Raw genomic sequence first — 1,585 nt, 5'->3', positions numbered from 1 at the left:
CACCCCCTTCCCCGCCGTGATCTGCGTGTCCGTCAACGACGCGATCGTGCACGGCATCCCCGGCCGGACCCCCCTGCGGCGGGGCGACCTGGTGAGCGTGGACTGCGGCGCCGTCCTGGACGGCTGGACCGGCGACGCCGCGGTCAGCTTCACCGTGGGCCCCGGCCGCCCCGGAGACCGCCGCCTGGTGGAGGCCGGCGAACGGGCCCTGGCGGCGGGCATCGCGGCGGCGGTGCCGGGGGCCCGCGTCGGCGACATCGCCCACGCCATCGGGCGGACCGGGCGGGAGGCCGGCTACGGCATCCCCGACGGCTTCGGCGGCCACGGCATCGGCCGACGGATGCACGAGGCCCCGGACGTCCCCAACGAGGGGCGCCCCGGCCGGGGCATGCGGCTGCGCCACGGCATGGTCCTGGCCATCGAACCGATGCTGCTGGCCGGCGGGCGCGACGACTTCCGCCACGACCCGGACGGCTGGACCCTGCGCACCACCGACGGCAGCCGCGCCACCCACAGCGAGCACACCGTGGCGATCACCGACTCCGGTCCCCGGGTGCTCACCCTGCCGTGAGCACCCGGGGTGCCGGGGCGCGCCCCGCCCTCCGGGTCACCCCTCCCGTTCGGCGGCGATCCGCCGGGCCATCAGGGTGGTCAACTCGTAGGCGGTGTGCGAGGCGGCGACGGTCGTCAGCTCCGCGTGGTCGTAGGCAGGCGCCACCTCGACCAGGTCGGCCGAGATCAGCCGCAACCCGGCCAGGCCGCGCAGGATCTCCAGCAGCTCACGGGAGGTCAGGCCGCCCGCCTCGGGGGTGCCGGTGCCCGGCGCGTGGGCGGGGTCCAGCACGTCGATGTCGATCGAGACGTACAGCGGGCGGTCGCCGATGCGCTCGCGCAACTGCTGCACCACCTCGTCCACGCCCCGGCGCATCACGTCGGCCGAGGTGACGATGCCGAAGCCCATCCGGGCGTCCTCGTCGAGGTCGCGGCGGTCGTACAGCGGGCCGCGGATCCCGACGTGGGAGAGGGCCGAGGTGTCGAGGATCCCCTCCTCCACCGCCCGCCGGAAGGGGGTGCCGTGGGTGTAGGCGGCGCCGAAGTAGGTGTCCCAGGTGTCGAGGTGGGCGTCGAAGTGCAGCAGGGCCACCGGGCCGTGGCGGCGGGCGGCGGCCCGCAACAGCGGCAGGGCGATGGTGTGGTCCCCGCCCAGGGTCATCAGACGGGTGCCGTCGGCCATCAGATCGTCGGCCGCGGCCTCGATCGTCTCCACCGCCTCCTCGATGCGGAAGGGGTTGGCCGCGATGTCCCCGGCGTCGGCGACCTGCGTCAGGGCGAAGGGCGAGGCGTCCTGCGCCGGGTTGTAGGGGCGCAGGAGGCGGGAGGCCTCGCGGATGGCGTTGCCGCCGAAGCGGGCGCCGGGCCGGTAGGAGACGCCGCTGTCGAAGGGGACTCCGACCACGGCGATGTCGGCGGTCCCGACCTCGTCGAGACGCGGCAACCGCGCGAAGGTCGCCGGGCCCGCGTAGCGGGGCACCCGGGAGGAGTCGACGGGGCCGCGCGGGCCGCTCCCGCCGGTGGGGGCGTCGGG

At 76.1% G+C, this 1,585-nt stretch carries 2 protein-coding genes; one reads left to right on the top strand and one right to left on the bottom strand.

Annotated elements, in window-relative coordinates; genetic code table 11:
• Window positions 1-571: type I methionyl aminopeptidase (gene map / locus FOE67_RS25300; protein WP_182667140.1), on the top strand; the 571-nt coding region annotated here is incomplete at its 5' end.
• Between the two features lie 36 nt (window positions 572-607).
• On the opposite strand, the gene speB is transcribed toward map, so the two are convergent.
• Window positions 608-1,585 (bottom strand): agmatinase (gene speB / locus FOE67_RS25295; RefSeq protein ID WP_194444718.1); only part of this gene is annotated, 978 nt, incomplete at its 5' end.

It is taken from the genome of Streptomyces calidiresistens (assembly GCF_014141525.1).
Classification (GTDB): Bacteria; Actinomycetota; Actinomycetes; order Streptomycetales; family Streptomycetaceae; genus Streptomyces; species Streptomyces calidiresistens.
The sequence above is the reverse complement of the archived record's forward strand: the minus strand, read 5'-3'. Positions and strand labels throughout refer to the sequence as shown.